18 protein-coding genes are annotated in these 25,419 nt (G+C 60.0%); 12 read left to right on the top strand and 6 right to left on the bottom strand.

Annotated elements, in window-relative coordinates:
• The 3 genes from B9Z37_RS08755 to B9Z37_RS08745 are packed head-to-tail and all read left to right on the top strand — an operon-like array spanning position 1 to position 2,963.
• The gene (locus B9Z37_RS08755; RefSeq protein WP_108312655.1) at positions 1-1,332 is read left to right on the top strand and encodes a DASH family cryptochrome; all 1,332 of its coding nucleotides are present in this window, start codon (positions 1-3) and stop codon (positions 1,330-1,332) included.
• An 11-nt stretch (positions 1,333-1,343) separates the two neighbouring features.
• On the top strand, positions 1,344-1,982 hold the full coding sequence (locus B9Z37_RS08750; protein ID WP_108312654.1) for a trimeric intracellular cation channel family protein: 639 nt from the start codon (positions 1,344-1,346) through the stop codon (positions 1,980-1,982).
• 18 nt (positions 1,983-2,000) lie between these two features.
• A complete protein-coding gene (locus B9Z37_RS08745) occupies positions 2,001-2,963 on the top strand; it encodes a DMT family transporter (RefSeq protein WP_108312653.1) in 963 nt (320 codons plus the stop codon).
• Between the two features lie 432 nt (positions 2,964-3,395).
• Here the strand turns inward: B9Z37_RS08745 and B9Z37_RS08740 are convergent, their stop codons facing one another.
• From B9Z37_RS08740 to B9Z37_RS08725, 4 genes are all read right to left on the bottom strand, one after another.
• A complete protein-coding gene (locus B9Z37_RS08740; protein ID WP_108312652.1) occupies positions 3,396-4,523 on the bottom strand; it encodes a hypothetical protein in 1,128 nt (375 codons plus the stop codon).
• 219 nt (positions 4,524-4,742) lie between these two features.
• Positions 4,743-6,353: a UvrD-helicase domain-containing protein gene (locus B9Z37_RS08735; protein WP_108312651.1), complete on the bottom strand. Its 1,611-nt coding sequence runs from the start codon at positions 6,351-6,353 to the stop codon at positions 4,743-4,745.
• Between the two features lie 331 nt (positions 6,354-6,684).
• Complete coding sequence (locus B9Z37_RS08730; RefSeq protein ID WP_108312977.1) at positions 6,685-8,838, bottom strand: 3-hydroxyacyl-CoA dehydrogenase NAD-binding domain-containing protein; 2,154 nt, start codon at positions 8,836-8,838, stop codon at positions 6,685-6,687.
• 22 nt (positions 8,839-8,860) lie between these two features.
• Complete coding sequence (locus B9Z37_RS08725; RefSeq protein WP_108312650.1) at positions 8,861-10,108, bottom strand: acetyl-CoA C-acetyltransferase; 1,248 nt, start codon at positions 10,106-10,108, stop codon at positions 8,861-8,863.
• Positions 10,109-10,248: 140 nt separating this feature from the next.
• On the opposite strand from B9Z37_RS08725, the gene B9Z37_RS08720 reads away from it, so the two are divergent.
• The 9 genes from B9Z37_RS08720 (at position 10,249) to B9Z37_RS08680 (ending at position 22,279) form a co-directional block, all read left to right on the top strand.
• Positions 10,249-12,279, top strand: a complete 2,031-nt coding sequence (locus tag B9Z37_RS08720) for an alpha/beta hydrolase family protein (RefSeq protein WP_167394354.1) — start codon at positions 10,249-10,251, stop codon at positions 12,277-12,279.
• A gap of 33 nt (positions 12,280-12,312) precedes the next feature.
• The gene (locus B9Z37_RS08715; protein WP_108312648.1) at positions 12,313-13,476 is read left to right on the top strand and encodes an acyl-CoA dehydrogenase family protein; all 1,164 of its coding nucleotides are present in this window, start codon (positions 12,313-12,315) and stop codon (positions 13,474-13,476) included.
• 212 nt (positions 13,477-13,688) lie between these two features.
• On the top strand, positions 13,689-14,363 hold the full coding sequence (locus B9Z37_RS08710) for a TetR/AcrR family transcriptional regulator (protein ID WP_108312647.1): 675 nt from the start codon (positions 13,689-13,691) through the stop codon (positions 14,361-14,363).
• Entirely contained in the window at positions 14,360-15,253 is an 894-nt protein-coding gene (locus B9Z37_RS08705; protein ID WP_108312646.1) for an SDR family oxidoreductase, read from the top strand. The genes B9Z37_RS08710 and B9Z37_RS08705 overlap by 4 nt, the downstream gene beginning before the upstream one ends.
• The gene (locus B9Z37_RS08700; RefSeq protein WP_108312645.1) at positions 15,250-16,860 is read left to right on the top strand and encodes an acyl-CoA carboxylase subunit beta; all 1,611 of its coding nucleotides are present in this window, start codon (positions 15,250-15,252) and stop codon (positions 16,858-16,860) included. The genes B9Z37_RS08705 and B9Z37_RS08700 overlap by 4 nt, the downstream gene beginning before the upstream one ends.
• Positions 16,861-17,125: 265 nt before the next feature.
• The gene (locus B9Z37_RS08695; RefSeq protein WP_108312644.1) at positions 17,126-18,298 is read left to right on the top strand and encodes an acyl-CoA dehydrogenase family protein; all 1,173 of its coding nucleotides are present in this window, start codon (positions 17,126-17,128) and stop codon (positions 18,296-18,298) included.
• Positions 18,295-19,101, top strand: coding sequence for an enoyl-CoA hydratase/isomerase family protein (locus B9Z37_RS08690; protein WP_108312643.1), 807 nt, complete (start codon positions 18,295-18,297; stop codon positions 19,099-19,101). The genes B9Z37_RS08695 and B9Z37_RS08690 overlap by 4 nt, the downstream gene beginning before the upstream one ends.
• A complete protein-coding gene (locus B9Z37_RS08685; protein ID WP_108312642.1) occupies positions 19,098-21,113 on the top strand; it encodes an ATP-binding protein in 2,016 nt (671 codons plus the stop codon). The genes B9Z37_RS08690 and B9Z37_RS08685 overlap by 4 nt, the downstream gene beginning before the upstream one ends.
• Positions 21,110-22,279: an acyl-CoA dehydrogenase family protein gene (locus B9Z37_RS08680; RefSeq protein WP_108312641.1), complete on the top strand. Its 1,170-nt coding sequence runs from the start codon at positions 21,110-21,112 to the stop codon at positions 22,277-22,279. Before B9Z37_RS08685 ends, B9Z37_RS08680 begins: the two co-directional genes overlap by 4 nt.
• A gap of 73 nt (positions 22,280-22,352) precedes the next feature.
• Here the strand turns inward: B9Z37_RS08680 and B9Z37_RS08675 are convergent, their stop codons facing one another.
• Both B9Z37_RS08675 and B9Z37_RS08670 read right to left on the bottom strand, forming a co-directional pair.
• Entirely contained in the window at positions 22,353-23,522 is a 1,170-nt protein-coding gene (locus B9Z37_RS08675) for an ABC transporter substrate-binding protein (RefSeq protein ID WP_108312640.1), read from the bottom strand.
• 39 nt (positions 23,523-23,561) lie between these two features.
• Positions 23,562-25,418, bottom strand: coding sequence for an AMP-dependent synthetase/ligase (locus tag B9Z37_RS08670; protein ID WP_108312639.1), 1,857 nt, complete (start codon positions 25,416-25,418; stop codon positions 23,562-23,564).
• Position 25,419: the final 1 nt, after the last annotated feature.

The raw sequence follows: 25,419 nt of genomic DNA, 5'->3' as shown, positions 1-25,419 counted from the left end.
ATGCGCACCACCATCTACTGGTTTCGAAACGACTTGCGCTTACACGACCAACGCGCACTCCAGCACGCCGTTGAGCACGCTCAGGAGCACCAACAAGCCCTGCTGCTGGTTTATGTGCACGAACCCGTGCAAGACGAAGACACAGCCTGGGGCTTTCGCCGCATGGGCGCACACCGCAGACGTTTTGTGGCCGACACGCTGCAAGACCTTCAAGCAGCGCTGCAGACAATGGGCCAGCGCCTGGTATTGCTGCACGGCCCCGTGGCCGATGTGTTGCCCGCCTGCGCACGCCTGGTCCAAGCCGACACCGTGTTTTGCGAGGACATCGCCGCGCCCGAAGAAGAAGCCCAAGTGCAGGCCCTGATCAACGCGGGCCTCAACGTCAAAACCTTGTGGCAGTCCAGCCTCATCGAACCCGACGCCCTGCCCTTTTCGGCCGAAGCCATGCCGCAGGTCTTCACCGAGTTTCGCCAGCGCATCGAATCGGCGCGGCTCCAACCTCTGGCCCCACTGCCTGCGCCCACGCAGCTGCCCGCGCCGCCCCATGACAACTTGGCTACTCTGACCGGCTGGACCGACAGCCCCTTCACGCTACTGCAAGCCCACACCGAGGGCGATGCGCAAGAGGACGCGCACCCACGCTCGAACTTTCCGTACACCCAAGCGCAGTGCCGAGGCGGCGAAACCAGCGCCTTGGCCCACCTGCAAAGCTACCTCACGCCCCCTTGGCCCGACCGCTACAAACAAACCCGCAACGCACTGCAAGGCCAGCACACCAGCAGCCACTGGTCTCCCTGGTTGGCCACGGGGGCGGTGTCGGCGCGCCGCATTTGGGCAGAACTCCACGCCTACGAACAAACCCACGGCAACAACGACGGCACCTATTGGCTCTGGTTTGAGCTGCTGTGGCGCGACAACTTCCGCATGCTGCATTTGCAACATGGCCCGCAACTCTATGCGGCACGGGGTTTGTCCAACTTGTCCAAGCCCTCGCACTTTCCCAAAGACTTTCAGCGTTGGTGCCAAGGCCAAACCGGCGAGCCCATCGTGGATGCAGGCATGCGCGAGCTGGCCGCCACCGGTTTCACCTCCAACCGCATGCGCCAAATTGTGGCGAGCTTCTTGGTGCACGACCTGTCTTGCGACTGGCGCGCAGGCGCGGCTTGGTTCGAATCGCAGCTGGTGGACTTTGACGTGAGCAGCAACCAAGGCAACTGGCTGTATGTCAGCGGCCGGGGCACCGACCCGCGTGTGGGCCGGCGCTTCAACCCCACCAAACAAACCCAGGACCACGATGCACAAGGCCGGTATCGGCAAGTCTGGCTGGCCTGATAATCCTTGGCATGTATGCCATTCAATCCTGGGGAGACACGCTTCGCCTGTTGGTCGAGCTGTCGGCCACCGCCGCCTTTGCCCTCTCGGGCCTGATGGAAGCGGCGCGCAAACAGCTGGACGCGGTGGGCGTGTGTGTGGTCGCTTTTTTGGCGGCATTTGGTGGCGGCACGCTGCGCGACTTGCTGCTCGACCAACGCCCCTTCTTTTGGGTGCAACACACCGAAATCCTTTGGGGCGTGTTGGCCCTGTGCGTGCTGGCCATGGTCTTCATGCGACAGCGACATTTTGAAGTGACTGAAAAAGCCATCCTCTGGCCCGACGCGCTGGGCCTGGGCCTGTTCACCGCCACCGGTGTGCACCAAGCACTGCAAGCGAATATGCCGCCTGTGGTGGCTGTGCTCATGGGTCTCATCACCGGCGTGTTTGGCGGTGTGCTGCGCGACATGGTGTGCAACGAAATCCCCACGGCTTTTAAAGACCATCGCCCTTACGCGGTCTGCGCCTTTGCGGGCGGCTGGACTTATGTGGGCTTGTGGTTCACCGACGTGCCGGGCTGGGCGGCCCTGCTTGGCTGCCTGTTGGTCACGGTGGGTTTGCGCGCGCTGGCGCTTTGGCGCAACTGGCAACTGCCCGCTTGGCGTGCCTGAACCGATTCCTCAAGACGCATGTCCAACCACACCAACGCTTTCTGGGGCGGTATCTTCTTTTCTTTGGCCGCCGGACTCATGTGGGGCCTGGTGTTTGTCGGCCCGCTGATGCTGCCCGAATACCCCGCCGCGCTGCACACCTTTGGTCGCTACCTGGCCTTTGGCCTGATAGCCCTGCCCTTGGCGTTTGTCGACCGCGCTGAAATCAAACGACTGACACGGGCCGACTGGCTGGCCGCGCTCAAGCTGGCGGCCATCGGCAACGTGATTTATTACCTGTTCCTGTCCAGCGCCATCCAGCGTGCGGGCGGCGCGCTGCCCACCATGATCATCGGCACGCTGCCGGTGGTGATTGCGGTCGCAGCCAACTTGCTCAACCACCAGCGCGACGGGCGTTTTCCGTGGATCAAACTGGCTCCGCCCTTGGCGCTGATTTTGCTGGGGATTGCGTGTGTCAATCATGTGGAGTGGGCCGCCTTACTGCAAAACCCGCAAGCCGATACGGGCCGCTACATCACCGGCGCGGTGCTGGCCGTGGGTGCGGTGGTTTGCTGGACCTGGTATCCACTCAAAAATGCCGATTGGCTGCGCGGCCACCCCGACCGCAACGCCCGCGTGTGGGCCACCGCGCAAGGCCTGGCCACGCTGCCCCTGGCCCTGCTGGGCTATGCCGCGTTCTGGCTGTGGAGCAGCGCCACCAACAACCCGCTGCCCATGCCCCTGGGACCGCGCCCCCTCGAATTCATCGGCCTGATGATGGCGATTGCCCTGTTCGCCTCGTGGCTGGGCACCCTGTGCTGGAACGCCGCCAGCCAGCGGCTGCCCACCGCCTTGGCGGGCCAATTGATCGTTTTTGAAACCTTGGCGGCGCTGGCTTACGCCTTTTGGCTGCGCGGCCACTGGCCCGAACCGCTGACGCTGGCGGGCATTGCGCTGCTGGTAGCGGGGGTGATTGGCGGGGTGCGGGTCAAAGCGGTTTGATTGGTTATCCGAATATTTGGCATTTATTTGTTTTACGAATAAACCGCCGTGCTGCACCTGAACTTTTGAGCAACAGCCCGAGAACATTGGTCTTGGCCTGCTGCTGTCCGTGCTCAATGCGCTGAGTATGGAACTCACCGTTAAACCACTTCAGAACACAGCACCGAAAGCACTGCTTGCGAGGAATAGCCACTTGTCGAAGTGTTGACATGGGCCGCCCTTGAGGGGCAACTTCAAGCAAAGATTCAGCGCAACGGGACTAACGTCAGCTCTGCAGCGAGAGCGGCCCCTTCGCACAAGGTCAGTGGACGTCAGATTACGACAACATAACGGTCTACATGAACCGTTCAGGAAAACCACCCGCAACGGCTTGGTAGACCGCTTTGTTAGAGCATGGTTGCGTTAACGATCTGTTTTCTTTTTTTCTGGTTTTTAAGCAACGTCTTCATTGAACACAAAACCCCATAGCCATGTTCCGTTGGTCATTTGGCTCACGTGCCAGAAAGGACCATCACCCTTCAATCCTTCAACTCGATAATCGGTGTCAATTTGAGTCATACCAACGGGCGTCGTCGCGGTCACTTTAGAGTCAATATCTGCCTTCTCATAGACTGGCACGCCTTCGCGAGCCAGTTTGACTAAGTAGCGCCCATGCTGCTTTGATCTAACCGCCCTTCGGACAGCGTGAATGGCCAAGGCCATATCCACTACAGTGGAAAACACATACTCTGCGGTATCGGCAAGGGTGGCAGCATCAAGCTTGCCGAAATCGTGCTTGATCACCCATTGCTTGTCTTCAGACCGATACACCTCCGGCGTCAGCCGCCAAACATTCCAAAAAGCTGTGGTGTCAACCCCCTCCTTGAGCAGGTCCTGATCAATTCGACTATGGTCCCGTACTATGTAGTCCGTTGGGTCTTTAACGTTTTCTTGAATGTACTGCGGATCCCTCGCGTAATAGGGGGCGTAGCTGAGTGCGGCGAAAATACCTTGAGGCGTTGCCTCTTTGAATTTCGAAACGTCGTACTTATGCTCCACTGCTACATAAAGCACTTTCCGACATCCGATAACGCATGCCTCAAGATCGTCCGATTCGCGTGCCATCTTCGCCTCAAGCAGCAGATCTTTCATCTCTCCGTCATCTAGCAGATCGATTGCGCTGACGGTAGAGAAGTTAACGCCAAGCACCGAACTTGAGGCCTCTTCAAAGAACTCCCGTACGCTTACAACTACCCGCTCACACTCGTCGCGGGCAGGTTGAATCCCATAGTGCTTCGAATCCACGCGGATGCGATTAAGACGAATTAGCTTGTTCTTGAAAGGAAGCTCCTTCGGGGAAATTTTTTCATTTATTTGAAGGAAATACTTGTCGAACTTCGTGTTTTGATCAATTTCAGCCTTTACGTGGTCACCCAATGCGATCAAGAAGGCTTCAACAGCATCTTGCAGAAGGTTTACAGCTGCGAACAAGTACATGTCGTTTGGTGACGCAAGACTTGTCTTCCCCAGTTGGTACAAGTGCCGCGCAAGCGACAACCGCCGAATTGTTTCGATGTCCATAGACGTAAAGATTAATGTTTGAAATCACCGACCTACGCTTCTTTGCGTGCAAGCCTGGAGTCCGCTTTCAGCGAACTCAATCACTGAACTGAGACTTATGAACGCCTGCTTCCAGACTTTTGGCGAATTACAAGGGTGAAGTTTTGGAATGCTACGAAAGCGGCCGTCCATCCAAGCTGGATATTGCTTCGAAGCTTTCCTGTTAGGTCATCGCGCGCCCTACCTGTTGGCGATATACAACCGCTTCTTAGAACGGGTGAGCGCGACGTAGAGCAAGCGTGCATCGTGGTTCAGCAAGTAGCTGTCTCCACGCGAGATAGATACGAGGGCTGTGTTGTCCATACCCATTCCTTTGGAGGTGTGTATCGTCTGAACTTGGATCTTGCTGTCGGTCCCCAGCACATCCTTTCGGTGGCAGAAATGCGGAATCTGCAAAGCGGCAAGTCCAGCAGAAACCATATCGCAAGTGGCCCGCGTAGGCGCCATGATGAGCCATTCCTCATTCTTAGCTGCTTCGACCATACGCAATAGTCTTTTAAGGCTCAAGGACTCGCGGGTGGACTTTCCGGATGCATCCTTCACTGGTAGTTGAATCGACTGAATCACCTCTCCTCCGTGCTGTTCATCCATATGTTCCGACCACTGCTTATCTTTGCGCCCCACGCGCTGCGCCAATATGGGAACGATCGCCTTGTCGATGAAGTTCTTGATGTTTTTCGGCAGTCGATACGAGACAGGTAACACCTGATCAGGTTCAGTTGTCGGGAATGCATTAAATAGGTGCGGTGCAGCCCCGAAACCCTCCATGATTGCTTGATCATCATCGCCGGCAATGATGGTTGTTCGAGCCTTATCAGCGAGCTTGTTGACGACGTCCCACTGCAGAGCACTAAGGTCCTGGGCTTCATCGATTATGAGCAGCTCGAATGTCGGAATCCTATCCGCCGGAAAGGCATCATTAGCCACTGAAAGGATCACATCGTTGAAGTCAGCTAGCCTATTGCCATGTTTGAATGCTTGGTAGGCACCAAAGTACTTTTCGGCGTACTCATGAACATCTTCTTCGTCGAGCGACTGGCCGAAATATTGACCTAAGCACTGTTTGGCTGTTTCTAGTGACTTGCCCGAGAAGGATGGCACCTTATGTTTTCGGTTGAACATGATGCTGTACTCGCTGAGCACTGGGTGTTCGGGCCGAACTACAACGCTCGACGCATCGCCTGCTCGAAGCCATTCCTCTCGAATGCCTATGCTAGGGTCAAAGACCTTGAAGTGCTCCTTCTGGCACAGTCCCTTCCCTTCATTGCCCCCCATGCGCGTCGTGAGGCTGTGCAGCGTCGAAAAATTTGCGAACCGATTCGGTTCGAGGTCCAAGTCCTTGGCAATGCGGTCCCTCGCCTCATCGGCCGCCACGTTGGTGAATGCAAAGTAGCCTACGTCTTCTGGAGGCATGCCGGCTGCAATGGCGGTCTTGGCTATGTTCACAAGACTAGTGGTCTTGCCGGTTCCGGGTGGGCCGAAGATGCGCCGAACTGACTTTGTGCTCCAAGTCCTGTTCAAGGGAAACTGGCTTGGACTAGCCAAAGGAGCTGTTATGGCCGTATTCATTGCAACGGCTGCCGATGCTGGCTTGACTGACATTACGTCCTGAAACCAAACCTCCTTGTCCCAGGATCCTGATGTCGCGTGCCGGATTTCTTGGCCAATCAAAGACCGGCACTTCTGCTCAAGTTGCTCAACGCCTCGCCAAGCAAGTGACTGCTTCCTTGTGCCCTCGTCGGTGTGGATGTAAAGATAACGGAGGTCTTTTGAGACGTCTATAAGCTTCATAGGAGAGCGCCTGCTGCAAGTTAAGTATTGCGCTACGACAGCCTTGCTTGGGCCACGAATTCGATGACACCATCATTAAGTGCCATTCGTATAATTATAAAGAGCTTAAAAGTTTTACAAATTAACAGTAATACGCAATTTCAGAATTGTTTCATTACACAACAGCGTGGACCGCATTCAGCCTACACCCGACGGAGAACTTAACTTTTTGAACGGCGGATTCTCTTCGTCCCAAGAAGCCTCAACCGCTTTCATAGCCCCATAAATAAACGCAGCAGCCCAGTAACCCAGGCGCTGCGTTTTTTCTTGCAAGCCTTCTCAGGCTTGAGGCTCAATACACCGGCTGATGCTGCTTCAAGCTGGCGATCACTTCCGTCGTCAGCACAAACCCCGCGCCATACTTCGCGGCCAATTCAGCGCAACGCTTGGCGAACGCATCCACCCCCTGCCCATAGATGAACTGCAGCGCGCCACCCGTCCAGGCCGGAAAGCCGATCCCGAAGATCGAGCCGATGTTGCCGTCGTGCACCGAGGTCAGCACGCCTTCTTGCAGGCAGCGGGCGGTTTCCACGGCTTGGCGGTACAGCAGGCGATCTTTGATATCTTGCTGGCTGTAGGCCACGTCGACTTTTTCAAAGCGGGTTTTAAGCTCAGGCCACAGCACTTTTTTCTGGCCAGCGGGGTAGTCGTAAAAACCACCGCCTGCGGCACGGCCGGGGCGCTTGAGTTCTTTGACCATCCGCTCGACAAACAGCTCACCGGGCGTGGCGGTGTGCGTTTTGCCTTCTTTGGCAAAGTCTTCGCGGGTTTGGTCCAGCACATGCACCGACAGCGAGAGGGCCGTTTCGTCCAGCACGGCCAGCGGGCCGACGGGCATGCCCACTTGCATGGCCAGGTTTTCGATCACAGGGGCTGGGATGCCTTCGCCCAACATGGCCGCGCCTTCCATCACAAAGGTGCCAAAGGTGCGGCTGGTGTAAAAGCCGCGCGAGTCGTTCACCACAATCGGCAGCTTGCCCAGCGCCTGCACATAGTCATACGCACGGGCGATGGTTTCGTCGTCGGTCTGTGCGCCGCGAATGATCTCCACCAGCTGCATCTTGTCCACCGGGCTGAAGAAGTGGATGCCGACAAATTTATTCGCATTGGCGCTGGCCGTGGCCAGGCCGCTGATGGGCAAGGTCGAGGTGTTGCTGGCAAAGAAGCCACCTTCGGCGAGCATGGGCTCGGCCTCTTGCGTCACCTTGGCCTTGAGTTCGCGGTTTTCAAACACGGCTTCGATGATCAGGTCGCAGCCCTTCAGGTCTGCGGCGCTGGCGGTGGGCTGGATCAGTGACAACAAGGCCGCTTGTTTGTCTGCGGTCATGCGGCCTTTGTCCACGCGCTTTTGTGTGAGCTTGTGGCTGTAGGCCTTGCCTTTTTCTGCGGCTTCAACGCTCACGTCTTTGAGCACCGTGGCGATGCCCCGGCTGGCTTGTGAATACGCAATGCCCGAGCCCATCATCCCCGCGCCCAAGATGCCCACCTTTTGTGGCTTGTAGCGCGGTGCAGCCTTGGGGCGGCTTTGGCCACCCTTGATGCTGTTCATGTTGAAGAAGAAGGTGTTGATCATGTTGCGCGCCACCTGGCTGGTCATGAGACCTGCGAGGTAACGGCTTTCGATGCGCATGGCGGTGTCAAAGTCCACCATCGCGCCTTCGACCATAGCAGCCAACGCCGCTTCGGGCGCGGGGTACAGGCCGCGTGTTTTTTGCTTGAGCACGGCCGGGGCCACACTCAGCATGCCCGCGATCTTGGGGTTGCTGGGCGTGCCGCCGGGCATTTTGTAATCCTTGCGGTCCCACAGGTGCTGGGCCGCTTCGGGCTGGCCTTGGGCTGCCGCAATGTGCGCCAGAGCGCGGGGGCGCAGCTCGTCGTCGCTGGCCACAATCTCGTGCACCAGGCCCAGCTTTTGCGCTTCTTCAGGGACAAAGAGTTTGCTCTCCAGCACATAGGGCTGCGCTGCCAAAAGACCCAGTTGGCGTGTCATCTTGGTGATGCCGCCGCCACCGGGAATCAAGCCCAGCGTGACTTCGGGCAAACCAAACTGCGTTTTGGGATTGGCCGTGGCGATGCGGTAGTGACCGATCAAGGCCACTTCCCAACCACCACCCAGGGCCGAGCCATTGAGGCAGCTGACCACGGGAACGCCTTGCGTTTCAATGGTGCGAAAAGCTTTCTTGATGCCTTCGATCTCGGTAAAGACACGCGGGCCGTCCGAGGCTTGCGAGCGCATCACGCCCTTGAGGTCGGCCCCTGCAAAAAATGTCGACTTGGCCGAGGCCAGGATGACGCCCTTGATCTGGGCTTTGTCTTGGAGGACTTGCTCAGCCGCCTGGGTCAGATCGGCCTGCCATTGCAGGCACATGGTGTTGACCGGCGAGCCCTGCTCGTCAAAGGTGATGGTGGCGATGCCGTCCGCCAGTTCGTAGCGCAGTGTTTTCAAAATCATTTTGGTGTCTCCCAGGTCAAACGCGTTCAACGATGGTGGCGATGCCCATGCCGCCGCCCACACACAAAGTGGCCATGCCGTAACGCAGCTTGCGGCGGTGCAGCTCGTCAATCAAGATGCCCATGATCATCGCGCCCGTAGCCCCCAGCGGGTGGCCCATGGCGATGGCACCGCCGTTCACGTTAACCTTGTCGTGCGACACGCTCATCTCCTGCATGAACTTCATGGGCACGGCGGCAAAGGCTTCGTTGATCTCGAACAAATCGATCTGGTCAATCGTGAGGCCCGCCTTGGCCAGCGCCTTGCGTGCAGCAGGCATGGGGCCTGTCAGCATGATGGTCGGGTCAGCCCCCGACAAAGCCACCGACACGATGCGGGCGCGTGGCGTGAGGCCGTGGGTCTTGCCTGCGGCTTCCGAACCGATCAGCACAGCCGCTGCGCCGTCCACGATGCCGGACGAATTGCCTGCGTGGTGCACATGGTGGATGCGCTCGACCTGCGGGTAGCGTTGCAAAGCCACGGCGTCAAAACCCATCGCACCCAGTTGTTCAAACGAAGCTTTGAGGCCGCCCAGTGTTTCCACCGTGGTGCTGGGTTTTATGAATTCGTCTTGCGCCAGGATGATCTGGCCCAGCTTGTCTTTGACCGGCACGACCGAGCCATCGAAATAGCCCGCTGCACGCGCTGCGGTGGCACGTTTTTGCGACTCAACCGCGAAGGCATCGACATCGTGACGCGTGAAGCCGCTCATGGTGGCGATCAAGTCAGCGCCAATGCCTTGCGGCACAAACAGCGTGGCGCTGTTGGTTTCGGGGTCTTGCGCCCAGGCACCGCCGTCCGAACCGATTGGCACGCGGCTCATGCTCTCCAGGCCACCGGCCACCACCAGGTCTTCCCAGCCGCTGCGCACTTTCATGGCAGCCATGTTGACCGCTTCGAGGCCCGAGGCGCAAAAACGGTTGAGCTGCACGCCCGAGCAGCGCCAGTCCCAGCCCGCTGCCAGCGCCGCCACTTTGGGGATGACCGAGCCTTGTTCACCAATGGGCGAGACCACGCCCATCACCACATCATCTACCGCAGCGGTGTCGAACTGGTTTCGGCTTTGCAGCTCGCGCAACACGCCTGAGAGCAGGCTGATGGGCTTGACCTCGTGCAGGCTGCCGTCTTTTTTACCTTTGCCACGCGGTGTGCGTATGGCGTCGTACACAAATGCTTCGCTCATGGGGTTTGTCTCCTCGGTGTCATCAGGGGGTTTGCCCTGTATTGGGGGGGTAGCAAACAGTATAAACTTTTACCAAGCAAATGCTTGGCATAAATAAACAGATGGGGCATCCAGTCCACTGGAATCAAACCAGAATGATCCCGACTGGCGAACCCCACCCCAAAGCGTTAAGGAGGACCAAGATGATGAAAACACAATGGATGGTCAGGACTGCAGGCAGACTGGGCGCTTTGGTGATAGCCCTTGCGTTGTCAGCATGTGCCGTATCACCACAACACCCCAGACTCCAAGCAGCCCAGGTGGCCGGGCAGCTTGCGCCTTTGTTGCCGGTGCGTGCTTTTGTGGCCAATACCGAGCGCACCGGTGGTTTTGTAATGTCGCCCGACGGCGAGCGCTTGTTGTGGTCGCAGACCGTGGGACTGGACACGGGACTGGTGGTGCGTGCTGTGCAGGCCAACGCAGCCGTCACGGCCTACCCCGTAGGCAATCAAGGACGTGGTGGTGGTTATTACAACTGGTTGCCCAACAGCCGCCATTTCGTGTTCAGCAAAGACGAGCAAGGCAACGAGAACATCCGTCTTTTTGTCCAGGATGCCGATCAAGGCACTTTGGCGCCTTGGGTTTTGACGCCTGCGCAAGGCGTACGCAGCTTCGTGGTTGGCATGGGGCCAGAGGGCAGTTCCCGGTTCTTCTTGGCCAGCAACCAGCGCGACCGCGCCTCGTTCGATCTGTACGAGGCCGATGCGGGCAGCCGCACGCTGCGTGAAGTGGCCCGCAACAATGGTCTGGTGTTGCACTGGTTGATCGATACCCAAGGCCAGCTCTCTGGGCGGGTGCGCCAGCTCGCCAGACCTGACGGCTCAGACAGTGTGGTCGAGCTGCTGCTGCCAGATGGCCAGTGGCGCGTCTTGCAAACTGTGGGCGGCTTTGACAGCTTCTGGGTGCTGCGCATTGACAACTCGGCTCGGCGCGTTTGGGCCTTGTCCAACTTGGGCCGAGACAAGACCGCGCTGATTGAACTGAACCTGGACAGTGGTCAGCAGAGTGTGCTGGCCGAGCATGAGCGGGTGGATCTGGTCCAGGTGCTGTTTGAGGGCAGGCATGGCGGACCGGTGGGCTATGTGGTGGAGCCGGGCTACCCGCAGGTGCACCACCTGAATTCAGCCTTCGGACAAGAGGTTCAAGCGGTGGCGGCGCAGGCCTTGAAACAAGGCCTGCTGACTGCCCCGCCCACCACCCTTGTCCGCAGGAGCGGCAGCGCCGACGGCCGCCGGGTTTTGCTGCGCAGCCAGAGCGACTTTGACACAGCCGAGCTGTTGTGGGACCGCCAAACGGGCAGCGTGCAGCGGCTCAATTCGCAGTTCAAAGAGCTGGCGGAGGTGCTTTCACCCACGGTGCCCTTCGAGTTCAATGCCAGCGACGGGCGCAAGATTGCGGGTTACCTGATACGACCACGCGGGGTGCAGGGCGCAACACCCATGGTGGTGGAAATTCACGGCGGCCCTTGGGCGCGTGACAACTGGCTGCCCGCCGCTTACAACGCCCGTCAATTGCTGGTCAACCGAGGCTATGCGGTGCTGCAGGTGAATTACAGAGGTTCTACTGGGTATGGTCGCGCGCACTTGGAGGCCGCCAACCGGCAAACCAACGGCCGGGTGCAGCAAGACATTGCTGAAGCGGTGCAGTGGGCGGTGGACCAAGGTGTGGCAGATCCGCAGCGACTGGCAGTGATGGGAGGCAGCTTCGGTGGTTTCTCCGTGCTGGCGCAGCTGGCACAGAAACCACACAACTACCGCTGCGGCGTGAACGTGGTGGGTGTGGCGAACTGGCCTCGTGTGATGGAAAATTTGCCACCTTTCTGGCGCAACCGCCACTATTTCACCCGCACCTACGGCGACGTGAACAAACCCGACGAGCGAGCCGACCTGCTGCGCAACTCACCCGTGTCCTACCTCGACCAGATCCAAGCACCTCTGCTGGTGATCCACGGGGCCAACGACGTCCGTGTGCTGCGACAGGACTCTGACGATGTGGTCAACGCGTTGCGCCAGCGTGAGCATCCGGTGAACTACTTGGTGTTCCCCAACGAGGGGCACGGCATCAACAAATGGCGAAACCGACTGACCATGTGGCGCGAGATCGAGGACTTCTTTGCCGATTGCCTGGGCGGTCAAAGCGCCGGTTTTGACTATTACCAACTCATGCCCCGCTGAACCACTTTCACACTGACTTTGACCGGAGAAACCATGATTGAACGCACACTCTTCACCGCCGACCACGAAGCTTTTCGCGACAGCTTTCGCCGCTTCATGGACAAAGAAATCGCCCCCCACCACGACGCCTGGGAAGAGCAGGGCTTCGTGGACCGCGCCGTGTGGGACAAGGCCGGTGAAAACGGCTTTTTGTGCATGACCCTGCCCGAGGCCTATGGCGGCTCGGACGCGGACAAGCTGTATTCGGTGGTGCAGATGGAGGAACTTGCACGCGCCGGTTTCAGCGGCATCGGCTACGGCTTACACAGCGAGATCGTGGCCCCTTACATCTTGCATTACGGCACCGAGGCACAAAAGCAAAAGTACCTGCCCAAGCTGGCCAGCGGCGAGATGGTGGGCGCGATTGCCATGAGCGAACCCGCAGCGGGCTCGGACCTGCAAGGCGTCAAAACGACAGCGATGCTCCAGCCAGATGGCACTTACCTCATCAACGGCAGCAAGACCTTCATCACCAACGGCTGGCACGCCGACTTGGTCATCCTGGTGGCCAAGACCGACCCAGCCGCTGGCGCCAAAGGCACCAGCTTGTTCCTCATTGAACGCGGCATGCCCGGCTTTGAAAAAGGCAAGCGCTTGAAAAAGCTGGGCCTCAAAGCGCAAGACACCTCGGAGCTGTTTTTTGACAACGTCAAGGTCAGCGCCGACCAACTGCTGGGCGGCACCGCCATGCAGGGCAAGGGCTTCATTTGCCTGATGGAGCAGCTGCCTTGGGAGCGCCTGCAAATTGCGATTGGCGGCATTGCGGCTGCGCAAGCGGCGATCGACTGGACCGTGCAGTATGTGAAAGACCGCAAGGTGTTTGGCCAGGCTGTGGGCAATTACCAAAACACCCGCTACACCCTGGCCGAGTTGCAGACCGAGGTGCAGGTGGCGCGCGTGTTTGTGGATAAATGTTCAGAGCTGTTGCTGCAAGACAAGCTCGACACTGCGACCGCCAGCATGGCCAAGTACTGGTGCTCGGATTTGCAATGCAAGGTGATGGACGAATGCGTGCAGCTGCACGGCGGCTACGGCTACATGTGGGAATACCCCATCACCCGCGCCTATGCCGACGCGCGTGTGCAACGCATTTATGGCGGCACCAACGAGATCATGAAAGAAGTGATCTCGCGCAGCATGGGTTTGGCGGGGCGCTGAAGCGCGTACACCGTGTCACACCCCTCATATGTCACTCCGGCCGTGACTCTTCCCTTTGTCACCCCGGGCTTGACCCGGGGTCCATTCTTGTTCACCCATGGATGCCGGATCAAGTCCGGCATGACAAGTCACAGCGTCACCCCGGGCTTGACCCGGGGTCCATCCCCCTTCGCACATGGATGCCGGATCAAGTCCGGCATGACAGCTAAAAAATGATCAGCTCTCCCACCCACGTTGCGCCCAAGCGCACACGCGGCCGCCCCCGCAAGACCGAGGGCGAGCGCGACGATGGCAACCGCCGCCAGGCGCTGATTGCAGCCGCTGCGCAGCTCTTCCACCGCAAAGGTTACGACGCCACCAGCACCCGCGAAATCGCAGCGCAAGTGGGCATGCAGCCCGGCTCGCCCTTCTACCATTTCGGCAACAAGCAAGACCTGTTGTTGGCCGTGATGGTCGAGGGCATGAGGCAAGCCGCCGTGCGACAAAACGCTGCCATCGCTACGCTGAGTGCACAAAAAACTGACCGCGACCGTTTGCGCGTGCTGATCCGCAACCAGTTCGATGTGCTGCTGGGACCAGACAGCGATTTCATCCCGGTGATGCTGTACGAGTGGCGATCGCTTAGCGCAGAACAGCGGCAGACCATCACGCAGATCAAGGACGACTACGAAGCCGTCTGGATACCGGTGCTGCAAGCCCTGCACGACAGCGGTCAACTGCAAGCGCCGGTCGGTCTGGCGCGGCTGATGATTTTTGGCGCACTCAATTGGTCGGTGCAGTGGTACCAGCCACCGTCCCCAAAAACATCCGCCAAAAAAAACCAACGCGCCACCTTGGATGACCTGACCGAGGCCGCGCTGGCCTTGTTTTTGAGAGACCCCGCATGAGCACACACACACATTACCAATCCGTATTCACCCCCGGCCTGCTGAAGGGGCAAGTGATCATGGTCACCGGCGGTGGCTCTGGCATTGGCCGCTGCACTGCGCACGAGCTGGCCAGCCTGGGCGCACATGTGGTGCTGGTGGGCCGCAACCCCGACAAGCTGAGCGCCACCTCGCAAGAGATCATCGGCGACGGCGGCCAAGCCAGCTGGCACAGCACCGACATCCGACGCGAAGACGATGTGAAAGCCATGGTCGCGCAAGTGCAGCAGCAGCACGGCCGCATCCACGGATTGGTCAACAACGCGGGCGGGCAATACATCTCGCCCTTAGCCAGCACCAGTGCCAAGGGCTGGCAGGCGGTCATCGACACCAACCTCACCGGCGGCTTTTTGGTGGCACGCGAGTGCTTCAACCAAAGCATGCAACAGCATGGCGGCGCGGTGGTCAATATCGTGGCCGACATGTGGGGCTCGATGCCCGGCATGGGCCACAGCGGCGCAGCGCGGGCGGGCATGGTCAGCTTCACGGAAACCGCGGCACTGGAGTGGGCAGCAGAGGGTGTGCGCGTCAACGCCGTGGCTCCGGGCTACATCGCCAGCAGCGGCATGGACCACTACCCGCCCGAGGCAGGCCCGATGTTGCGCGAGATGCGCAACACGGTTCCCCAAGGCCGCTTTGGCACCGAGGCCGAAACCTCAGCAGCCATTGTGTTTTTGTTGTCACCCGCTGCCAGTTTCATCAGCGGCAGCGTGCTGCGTGTGGACGGTGCCCGCCCGCAAATGCGCATGGGCTGGCAACAAGGTGTGGCCCAAGCCGATGTGCAAGAACGCGACGCCGTCAAACCTTTTAACGGCTTTCACCGCGCCGTGACCCCCAAGGTTTTCCAATGAATTTCGAATCCACCTGGAACCCGCACAGCCCTGTGGCCCAGCAACGGCGCGACGCAGCACTGTCCCGCTTGGCGCAGTGGCAGGCCCTGCAAGACCGCGCAGCGCTTGCCTCGGCCCAGTCCAAACCCGTGTTTGACAAGCGCGGCCAGTTGCTGCCGCGTGAACGCGTGGCTTTGCTGCTCGACCCCGGTGCGCCCTTCTTGCCGCTGTGCGCCTTGGCGGGCTTCATGCAAGACACGCCTGACCCGGCCAAGTCGGTGCCCGGCGGCGGCATGATCGCGGGCATCGGCTTCATCAGTGGCGTGCGCTGCATGGTGGTGGCCAGTGACTCGGGCATCGAGGCCGGGGCCATTCAGGCTCGGGGCTTGGAAAAGATTTTGCGGGTGCAAGAACTCGCCCTCGAAAACAAACTGCCTTTTGTGCACCTGGTCGAAAGCGCCGGGGCCAATCTGATGCAGTACAAGGTCGAGGGCTTTGTACTGGGGGGCAGCCTGTTTCGCAACCTCGCCCGTTTGTCAGCCGCAGGCTTGCCGGTGCTCACAGTACAACACGGCTCGGGCACCGCAGGCGGGGCCTACATGCCGGGCCTGAGTGACACGGTCATCATGGTACGCGGCAGGTCGCGGGCTTTTCTGGCCGGGCCGCCTTTGCTCAAAGCGGCCACGGGCGAAGTGGCCACCGAAGAAGAGCTGGGCGGTGCCGAGATGCACACCAGTGTGTCGGGCCTGGGCGAATACCTGTGCGAAGACGACCGCCACGCGCTGGGCACGGCACGCGATGTGGTGGCGCGTTGGGACTGGGCCGCGCACTCAACACAAAGACAAGCCAAGCCTCCGCGCTGGGATGCCGAAGAACTGCTGGGCCTGATGCCCGCCCACCACCGCGAACCGATCGACATGCGCGAGGTCATCTTGCGGCTGGTGGACGATTCGGATTTTCTGGAATTCAAGCCATTGTTCGGCGCGGCCACCGTGTGTGCGCAGGCGCGCATCGGCGGCCATGCGGTGGGCATCATCAGCAACAACGGCCCCATCGATGTGGCCGGGGCCAACAAGGCCACGCACTTCATCCAGTGGATGTGCCAGCTGGGCCACCCCATCATTTACTTGCAAAACACCACCGGCTACATGGTGGGCAAAGACAGCGAGCAAGGCGGCATGATCAAACACGGCTCCAAGATGATCCAGGCCGTGACCAGTGCCACGGTGCCGCAAATCACCATCCAATGCGGGGCATCATTTGGAGCGGGCAACTACGGCATGTGCGGCCGGGGTTATGCGCCACGCTTTTTGTTCAGCTGGCCGGGGGCCAAGACGGCGGTGATGGGCGGCGAGCAAGCCGCCCGCACCATGCAGATCGTGGCCGAAGCCGGCATGGCACGCAAAGGCATCACGCCCGACCCCGACAAACTGCAGGCGCAGTTCGACAAGATCGTGGCCTTGTTTGAAGCGCAAGCCGATGCCTTCTACACCAGCGGCCTGGTGCTGGATGACGGCGTGATCGACCCGCGTGACACGCGCAGCGTGCTATCTTTTTGCCTCGACACCTGTACCGAGAGTGCAGCCCGCCAACCCCGCGCCACGAGTTTTGGCGTGGCGCGAATGTGAGCGCCATGACCATTCACAAGCACATTCCGCTTTGTCACCTCCGGCTTGACCAGACTCCCTGTCACCAGGAGCTTGACCACCTTCTCTGTCACCCCGGGCTTGACCACCTTCTCTGTCACCCCGGGCTTGACCCGGGGTCCATGCCTGTTCACACATGGATGCCGGATCAAGTCCGGCATGACAAGCTTTTGCATCATGCGCGGCATGACAAGCCTTTGCGTCAGCCGACATAACAGAAACCCAACAAAGTACCAGGAGACAAGCCATGCAATACACCCACGAGCACCGCGAAATCCAGAACACGCTCAAGCGTTTCATAGAGACCGAGATCAACCCCCATGTGGACGAATGGGAAGCGGCCGAGATTTTTCCAGCGCACGAGGTCTTTAAAAAGATGGGCGACTTAGGGCTGCTGGGCCTGACCAAGCCTGAGGCTTACGGCGGTGCGGGCTTGGATTATTCGTACAGCATGGCCATGGCCGAAGCGCTGGGCCACATCGACTGCGGCGGCATCCCCATGGCCATTGGCGTACAGACCGACATGGCCACGCCCGCCTTGGCGCGTTTTGGCAGCGACGAGTTGCGCGCACAGTTTTTGGCCCCGGCCATTGCGGGCGACATGGTGGGCTGCATTGGCGTGAGCGAGCCGGGTGCAGGCAGCGATGTGGCGGGCATCAAAACCGTGGCCCGCAAGGACGGTGACGACTACGTGATCAGCGGCCAAAAAATGTGGATCACCAACAGCCTGCAGGCCGACTGGATGTGCATGCTGGTCAACACCGGCGAGGGGCCAATCCACAAAAACAAGAGTCTCATCATGGTGCCGATGCGCGAGAACGGCAAGCTGTTGCCCGGCATCGAGGTGGGCAAAAAGATCAAAAAAATCGGCATGAACAGCAGCGACACGGGCCTGATTTATTTTGACGAGGTGCGTGTGCCGCAGCGCTACCGCATCGGTGCCGAGGGCCAGGGCTTCATCTACCAGATGCAGCAGTTTCAGGAGGAACGCCTGTGGTGCGCGGCCAGCACGCTGCAGTCGTTGACCAACTGCATTCAGTGGACCGTGGACTGGGCACAAGATCGCAAGCTGTTTGGCAGCACACTGGCCGACCAGCAGTGGGTGCAGTTCAAGCTGGCCGAACTCAAAGCCGACGTGGAGTGCCTTCGCGCCCTGACCTACCAAGCTTGTGAGCACTACATCGCAGGCGAAGACGTGACCGAATGGGCGACCATGGCCAAACTCAAAGCCGGACGCCTGAACCGCACAGTGCCCGACACCTGCCTGCAGTTCTGGGGCGGCATGGGTTTCACTTGGGAGAACAAGGTTTCACGCATGTACCGCGATGGCCGACTGGCGTCCATTGGCGGCGGGGCGGACGAGGTGATGCTGGGCATCTTGTCCAAGATGATGGGTATTGCCAAACGGCCCCAGAAATGAGCAGCACTTTATTGATCGAGCGCCAGGGTGCGGTCGAGACCTGGACGATGAACGACCCGGCCACACGCAACGCTTTGAGCGATGCCGTGGTGGACGGCTTGCTGCAAGCCTGTGCGCGGGCGGCACAAGACGCCTCGCTGCGCATTGTGGTGCTGACCGGCGCAGGCGGTGCCTTTTGCGCGGGCGGCAGTTTGGGCGGCTTTGCCAGCCTGATTGGCCAACCCTTGCAAGAGGGGCAAACCGACCCGCTGCTGGCCATGAACCGTGGATTCGGTGACCTGCTGCATGCCTTGAGCGCCCTGCCCCAGTTGCTGGTGTGCCGGGTGGATGGCGCGGCCATGGGTGGCGGCTTTGGCCTGGTGTGCTGCGCCGACCATGTGGTGGCCACAAAACGTTCGGTGCTGGGCACGCCCGAGGTCACGCTGGGCCTGCCGCCTGCGCAGATTGCGCCATTTGTGTGGCAACGCCTGGGCGAGAGCGCGGCATGCCAGTGCCTGCTGCAAGGCCTGAGCTACTCCGCTGCCCAAGCGCACCAAGTGGGCTTGGTGAACGAAGTCTTCGAAGAGGACAGCGATGAAGCCTGGCAACAAACAATCACGCGCCTGATGCGTGCAGCACCCGGCGCAGTGGCCAGCACCAAACAACTGCTGCGCAGCTTGCGCGGCCCTGTGCCCGATTTGCGCGATGCCGCTGCGCAGGCCTTTGCACACAGCCTGCGCAGCGCCGAGGCAGCCCAAGGCTTGGCCGCGTTTGCACGCAAACAGCCCGCGCCCTGGACATTGAGCCAAGAGAAACACCCATGAGCAGCACCCTCCCCAACAGTGTCACCCGCCTGCTGATCGCCAACCGAGGCGAGATCGCCCTCCGGGTGATCCGCACTGCACGCCACATGGGCATCCAGACGGTGGCCGTTTATTCAGACGCCGACCGCGACGCCTTGCATGTGCACGAAGCCGATACCTCGTTCGCCTTGAGCGGGACGCTCTCGGCCGATTCGTATTTGCGCATCGACAAACTGCTGGCGGCAGCCCTGGCCACCGGGGCCGATGCGGTGCATCCGGGTTATGGTTTTTTGAGCGAGAACGCCGACTTTGCACAAGCCGTGATCGACGCGGGCCTGACCTGGGTCGGGCCGCCGCCTGCGGCCATTCGCGCCCTGGGCAGCAAGTCGGCCGCCAAAGCACTGGCCCTGCAGCACGGCGTGCCTTGTCTGCCGGGCTACTTTGGTGCGGACCAAAGCGATGCCACCTTCACCGCACAAGCTGAGCAGTTGGGACTGCCGCTGATGGTCAAGGCCGTGGCCGGGGGTGGCGGGCGCGGCATGCGCTTGGTGACCGACATGGCCCAGCTGCTGCCCGCCCTGCACAGCGCCCGCTCCGAAGCACTGGCCGGTTTTGGCAACGGCGACTTGCTGATGGAGCGCGCCTTGCTGCGCCCCCGCCACATCGAAGTGCAGATCATGGCCGACACACAAGGCCACTGCATACACTTGGGCGAGCGCGATTGCTCGGTGCAGCGCCGTCACCAAAAAATCATTGAAGAATCACCCAGCCCGGCCGTGAGCGCTGCGCTGCGCGAGCAACTTGGGCAAGCAGCCATCGCACTCGCACAATCGGCGGGCTATGTGGGCGCGGGCACGGTGGAGTTTTTGCTGGACGAAGCCCAAGCGGACAAACCGTTTTATCTGATGGAGATGAACACCCGGCTGCAGGTGGAGCATCCGGTGACCGAGATGCTCACGGGGCTCGACTTGGTCGAGTGGCAACTGCGCATCGCACGCGGTGAGCCGCTGCCGCTGGCACAAGCCGATGTGCGCATGCAAGGCCACGCCATCGAGGTGCGGCTGTGCGCCGAAGACGAACACTTCACACCGCAGACTGGCACGGTGTTGGCCTTTGCAGAGCCAACAGGTTTGCGCTTTGACCATGCGCTGCATGCAAGGGCCGTGGTCACGCCGCATTACGACTCGATGCTCGGCAAGCTGATCGCGCATGCGCCCACCCGCCTTGAAGCCATTGAACGCCTGAGCGCTGGCCTGCAGCGCACCACCCTGCTGGGCCTGCCCACCAACCGCGCTTTTTTGGCTGCATGTTTGCAGCACCCGGTTTTCTGCGTGGGTGATGCCTTGATTCCTTTCCTGGCCGAGCAGGCCGACACCGTGCGTGAACGCTTGCAAGCCAGCGCCGATGCACACACCGTGGCCGCGCTCGCGGTGCTGTACGCCCAAAACCCGCCCGCGCAGCACATGGCCAGCCCCTTTGCGCGTCCGGTGCGCATGGGCTTTTCGGGCCAGGCCAACGCTTGGCAAGCGGCAGTGCATGAACTTGGACACGGCCTGGTGCGGGTGCGGGTGCACCAAGGCGATGACACACACACAGCACAGATCCAACATGCCCCCAACAAACACACCAGCGGTTCCCATCACCACACGCTCTTGATCACCCTGAACGGTGTGCATTGGCAAGCGCAGGCAGTCAACACAGGCGGCACGCCAGCGCGTTGGCATGTGCAAATGCAAGGCCCACACCACGCGGAGCTCTGGCTGAGCGACCAAAGCCACAGCGCCCCTGCCAGCGGCCCCAACGCACAAGCGGCCACAATGCTGCGGGCGCCCTTCAATGGCAAGCTCATCGCGCTGCATGTGCGTGAGGGGGACAGCGTCAAACAAGGTGACGCGCTGTTGGTCATTGAATCCATGAAGCTCGAACACACCCTGACCGCCACACGCGACGCCGTGGTACACAGCGTGCCGGTGTCAACAGGCCAACAAGTGAGCCCCGGTCAGGTGCTGGTGCAATGGAAGGACGCAGCATGAACACCGCCGATATCACTCTCCCATTCACTGCAGACGACCTGCAAAGCCTGCACACCACAGTCGAGCGTTTTGCCAAGCAGGCCATCGCGCCCCATGTGGCCGCTTGGGAAGAATCCGGTCAGTTTGACCGTTCGCTGTACACCCAGGCCGCGCAGTTGGGCTTGCTGGGCCTGGGCTACCCCGAGCACTTGGACGGTACACCCGCGCCTTGGCGCGCGCGCAACCTGCTGTCGCAAACTCTGGCGCGTTACGGTGGCAGCGGTGGCGTGATGGCCAGCTTGTTTTCACACAACATCGGCCTGCCGCCGCTCATGGCGCACGGCAGTGCCGAGCTGCAGGCCGAAGTGGTGCCGCCGGTGTTGCGCGGCGAGCGCATCGCGGCACTCGCCATCACCGAGCCCGGCGGCGGCTCGGACGTGGCCAGCCTGCGGACCACGGCCCGTGCCGACGGAGCCGACTATGTGATCGACGGTGAAAAGATCTTCATCACCTCGGGCCTGCGTGCCGACTGGATCACGTTGGCCGTGCGCACTGACCCGGCCAGCAAAGGGGCCAGCGGCATCTCGATGGTCGTGGTGCCGGGTGACACGCCGGGCATCACGCGCACGCGCCTGCACAAGATGGGCTGGCACAGCTCGGACACCGCGCAGCTGCACTTTGATGGCGTGCGCGTGCCGCAGCGTTACCGCCTGGGCGAAGAAGGCGCGGGCTTCAAGATGATCATGGGCAACTTCAACGGCGAGCGACTGGCCATGTCGGCCATGGCGCTGGGTTTTGCAGAGGCTTGTTTTGACGAAGCGCTGGACTGGGCACGCCAGCGCCAGACCTTTGGCGCGGCTTTGATTGAACGCCAGGCGATTCGCCACAAGTTGATGGACATGCAAATGCGCATCTCGTCCACCCAAGCCTGGGTGGACGCCGTCACGCAGCAAGCCGATGCGGGCCAGACCGGTGCCGAGTGGGTGGCGCAGGTGTGTTTGCTCAAAAACCACGCCACCCAGACGATGCAGTTTTGCACCGATGCCGCCGTGCAAATGCTGGGCGGCATGGGCTACATGAGAGGCACCGTGAGCGAGCGGGTTTACCGCGAAGTGAAAGTGATGATGATCGGCGGCGGCGCCGAAGAAATCATGAAAGAGCTGGCGGCCAAGCAATTGGGGATTTGATCCAATCCAAGAAAAAACCGCCAAGCCCTTTCGGGCATTGGCGGTTTTTTTCATGCAGCCGAAGCTGCATGGGTCACTTGGCTTTGGGGTAGTCGGCAACGACTTTCCAACGACCATCCTGGATCTGCGACATGCGCGAGATGTTGCTACCAAGGCGCTTGGTCGGGCTGAAGGTCATTTCAGGGCTGCCGAACATGTCGGTCGGGATCTTCATGGTGTCCATGGCCTTGATGAAGGTTTCGGTGGTCAGGTTGGCACCGGCTTTTTCAACCGCACGCAAGTAGGCATCCAGGGCGTTGTAGCCATAGACCGAGAACACGGTGGGGTCTTCGTTGAACTTGGTCTTGTACTTGTTGGCCCAAAAACGGATGTTCTGCGCGGCTTCGTCCAGGTAGGGATGCTGCACAGTCATGGTGGCATAAAAGCCGTTCATGGCGGGGCCACCCAGTTTGTGGATCAGATCGGTGTAAGCAGCGCTCGAGCCGATGAAGGTCGGGTTAAAGCCCAGGCGGCGCGCAGTGGCAATGCCACCAATCGTTTCGCGGATGATGGTGCCCATGACCACCAGGTCACACTTGGCCGAAGCCAGCTTTTGCATCTGCGAGGCGAAATCGGTCGCGCCACGTTTGTAGGTGGTGACTTCAGCAAACTGCATGCCAGCGTCTTTCAAGCCAGCTTCTGCACCACGGAAAACCTCCAAACCAAATTCATCGTCTTGGTACATGGCGCAAATTTGCTTGGCACCCTTTTCCTTGACCATGGTCGGCACGGCATAACGCATCTGGTCGAAGTAGGTCGACGCGAAAGAGTACTTGAGCTTGTGGAAAGGCTCATACATTTCGCGCGCTGCAGTCACAGGGAAAAAGTTGACCACATTCTTCTGGAACTGCACGGGCATCGCGGCCATGTTCTGGGCCGTGCCGATGTGGGCAATCATGCCGAAAATTTTGTCCTGGTTGACCAGCTTTTGGGCGGCCAGCACCGCACGGCGTGGGTCATAGCCCGAGTCTTCCACCAAGAGTTTGATCTTGCGACCGCCGACACCGCCTTGTTCGTTGGCCTCATCTGCGCGCAGCATCATGCCCAGGCGCACTTGCTTGCCAAAGCCTGCCAGTGGGCCGGACAAATCCTGAATGGACCCCAGCACGAGTTCGTTTTTGCTCACACCTTGAGTGGCTTGGGCTGAGGCCGCGCCTGCGGTCAAGGCCATCGCCGCAGCGATCAGACTGAGTTTGATTTTCATGGGTTTTGTCTCCTGTTTTGAAAGTGAAAGGTGAATCGGTCAGCGGTACATCGCCTCGATTTGAGGGGCGTATTTTTTCTCCACCAATTTGCGTTTGAGCTTCATGGTGGGGGTCAGCTCTTCATCTTCGGCCGAGAGTTGGGTGTCGAGCAACCAGAATTTCTTGAGCTGTTCAACGCGGGCAAACTTCTTGTTCACACGCTCCATCTCGCCCTGAATGAGGGCCTGCACTTCGGCTGCATGCGTCAAGCTGGCGTAATTGGAGAACGGCACATCGTTGTCTTGTGCGTATTTCTCCACGTTTTCTTGATCGATCATGATGATCACTGTGAGGTAAGCCCTTTTATCGCCAATCACCACCGCGTCGGTGATGTAAGGGGAGAATTTCAATTCGTTTTCGAGTTCGCTGGGGGTGATGTTTTTGCCCCCTGCTGTGATGATGATGTCTTTCATGCGATCGGTGATGCGGAAAAACCCTTCCTCATCCACCACGCCCACATCGCCCGTGTGCAACCAGCCATCGGCATCGATGGTCTCAGCCGTTTTGTCAGGCAGGTTCAGGTAACCCATGAACACGTTGGTGCCGCGCACCAAGATTTCGCTGGTCACTGGGTCCAGTCGCACCTCATTGAAGTCGGCCGCCGGGCCAATCGAGCCAGGCTTGATGTGGCTGGCGGGCACGCCAGTGGCGGCACCACAGGTTTCGGTCATGCCCCAAACTTCGAGCATGGGCAGACCCAGCGCCAAGTACCAGCGCACCAAATCAGGTGAGATGGGGGCTGCGCCCGTGACCAAAAAGCGGGCGCGGTGGATGCCGATCATCTTGCGCACGTTGTTGAGTGCCAACCAGCGGGCGACATGAAAACGCAGTTTCAAGTGCGCGGGCACGGGTTGACGTTGCAACACCAATTCAGCCACCTGCTGGCCCACACCAATGGCCCAGCCATAAACAGCTTGCTGAAAACCGCCCGCTTCTTTGAGAGCGATCATCACACCAGAGTAAAACTTTTCCCACACACGCGGCACACCCGTGAACACGGTTGGCGCAATCTCGCGCACGTTCTCAGGCACAGTTTCGGGGTTCTCGACAAAGTTGAGTTTGGCCCCGGTGTACAGCGAGAAATACTCACCGCCCATGCGCTCGGCAATGTGGCACAGGGGCAAGAAACACATGCACTCGTCGGTCTCGTCACGCGCAATCAGGGTGTTGTAACCCCGCACGCTGTAGACCAAACCCCGGTGGCTGTGCATGCCGCCTTTGGGCTTGCCGGTGGTGCCGGATGTGTAAACCAAAATGGCGAGGTCTTCGGGTCGGCAAGCGGCGGTGCGCTGCGTCAGCATGTCGGGGTGCGATGCCAGATGCTCTCGGCCCAAAGCGCGCAAGTCATCCAGGCTGATCACCTGCGGGTCTTTGAACTCGCGCAGGCCATCCATGTCGAACACGACGATCTTCTTCAGAAGTGGCAGCCTGTCGCGCACCGCCAGCGCCTTGTCGAGTTGCTCGTCGTCTTCAACAAATAAAACCGAGGTGCCCGAGTCTTCACTCAGGTAATGCACCTGATCGGCGGCGTCCGTGGGGTAGATGCCGTTGGACACACCGCCCGCACTCAGCACAGCCAAGTCGCACAACACCCACTCGATGTTGGTGTTCGACAAAATGGACGCGGTGTGGTGGGGCTCAAAGCCCAGCGACATCAGGCCGTGTCCTATCTCACGCACAGCCTTGGCGGTCTCGTTCCAAGTCCAGCTGCGCCAGATGCCCAGCTCTTTTTGGCGCATCCACACGTTGGGGCCACGGGCAGCCACCGCGTTCCAGAAAATCGCGGGGATGGTCTCACCCGCCATGACAATGTTTTTGTTGGGCAAAATGCCCGAGGCGTCCCAGAGGTTGCTCATC

The sequence above is a fragment of the Limnohabitans parvus II-B4 genome, from assembly GCF_003063455.1.
GTDB classification, from domain to species: domain Bacteria; phylum Pseudomonadota; class Gammaproteobacteria; order Burkholderiales; family Burkholderiaceae_C; genus Limnohabitans_A; species Limnohabitans_A parvus.
This window is presented reverse-complemented; position numbering and strand designations above follow the sequence as displayed.

Excerpts from the sequence above, each read along its gene's own strand:
- B9Z37_RS08755 (WP_108312655.1), top strand. The coding sequence starts at position 1 with ATGCGCACCACCATCTACTGGTTTCGAAACGACTTGCGCTTACACGAC.
- B9Z37_RS08750 (WP_108312654.1), top strand. The coding sequence starts at position 1,344 with ATGTATGCCATTCAATCCTGGGGAGACACGCTTCGCCTGTTGGTCGAG.
- B9Z37_RS08745 (WP_108312653.1), top strand. The coding sequence starts at position 2,001 with ATGTCCAACCACACCAACGCTTTCTGGGGCGGTATCTTCTTTTCTTTG.
- B9Z37_RS08740 (WP_108312652.1), bottom strand. The coding sequence starts at position 4,523 with ATGGACATCGAAACAATTCGGCGGTTGTCGCTTGCGCGGCACTTGTAC.
- B9Z37_RS08735 (WP_108312651.1), bottom strand. The coding sequence starts at position 6,353 with ATGAAGCTTATAGACGTCTCAAAAGACCTCCGTTATCTTTACATCCAC.
- B9Z37_RS08720 (WP_167394354.1), top strand. The coding sequence starts at position 10,249 with ATGATGAAAACACAATGGATGGTCAGGACTGCAGGCAGACTGGGCGCT.
- B9Z37_RS08715 (WP_108312648.1), top strand. The coding sequence starts at position 12,313 with ATGATTGAACGCACACTCTTCACCGCCGACCACGAAGCTTTTCGCGAC.
- B9Z37_RS08710 (WP_108312647.1), top strand. The coding sequence starts at position 13,689 with ATGATCAGCTCTCCCACCCACGTTGCGCCCAAGCGCACACGCGGCCGC.
- B9Z37_RS08705 (WP_108312646.1), top strand. The coding sequence starts at position 14,360 with ATGAGCACACACACACATTACCAATCCGTATTCACCCCCGGCCTGCTG.
- B9Z37_RS08700 (WP_108312645.1), top strand. The coding sequence starts at position 15,250 with ATGAATTTCGAATCCACCTGGAACCCGCACAGCCCTGTGGCCCAGCAA.
- B9Z37_RS08695 (WP_108312644.1), top strand. The coding sequence starts at position 17,126 with ATGCAATACACCCACGAGCACCGCGAAATCCAGAACACGCTCAAGCGT.
- B9Z37_RS08690 (WP_108312643.1), top strand. The coding sequence starts at position 18,295 with ATGAGCAGCACTTTATTGATCGAGCGCCAGGGTGCGGTCGAGACCTGG.
- B9Z37_RS08685 (WP_108312642.1), top strand. The coding sequence starts at position 19,098 with ATGAGCAGCACCCTCCCCAACAGTGTCACCCGCCTGCTGATCGCCAAC.
- B9Z37_RS08680 (WP_108312641.1), top strand. The coding sequence starts at position 21,110 with ATGAACACCGCCGATATCACTCTCCCATTCACTGCAGACGACCTGCAA.
- B9Z37_RS08675 (WP_108312640.1), bottom strand. The coding sequence starts at position 23,522 with ATGAAAATCAAACTCAGTCTGATCGCTGCGGCGATGGCCTTGACCGCA.
- B9Z37_RS08670 (WP_108312639.1), bottom strand. The coding sequence starts at position 25,418 with ATGAGCAACCTCTGGGACGCCTCGGGCATTTTGCCCAACAAAAACATT.